Below are 342 nucleotides of genomic sequence, written 5' to 3'. Positions count from 1 at the left end.
GTCGCCGCTTCGTCGTCGTCCTCTTCGGGGGAGACGGGCGGAGGGGAGGAAAGTCCGGGCTCCATAGGGCAGGGTGCCAGGTAACGCCTGGGGGGGAAACCCACGACCAGTGCAACAGAGAGCAAACCGCCGATGGCCCGCGCAAGCGGGATCAGGTAAGGGTGAAAGGGTGCGGTAAGAGCGCACCGCGCGGCTGGTAACAGTCCGTGGCACGGTAAACTCCACCCGGAGCAAGGCCAAATAGGGGTTCATAAGGTACGGCCCGTACTGAACCCGGGTAGGCTGCTTGAGCCAGTGAGCGATTGCTGGCCTAGATGAATGACTGTCCACGACAGAACCCGG

The 342-nt window shown here is 63.2% G+C and carries 1 other RNA gene; it reads left to right on the top strand.

Annotated elements, in window-relative coordinates:
- An RNA gene (gene rnpB / locus AB6A66_RS17565) (RNase P RNA component class A) lies at window positions 1-342 on the top strand; the annotation flags it as partial.

This window comes from Rhodosalinus sp. K401 (assembly GCF_041365735.1).
Lineage (GTDB): Bacteria > Pseudomonadota > Alphaproteobacteria > Rhodobacterales > Rhodobacteraceae > Rhodosalinus.
The sequence above is the reverse complement of the archived record's forward strand: the minus strand, read 5'-3'. Positions and strand labels throughout refer to the sequence as shown.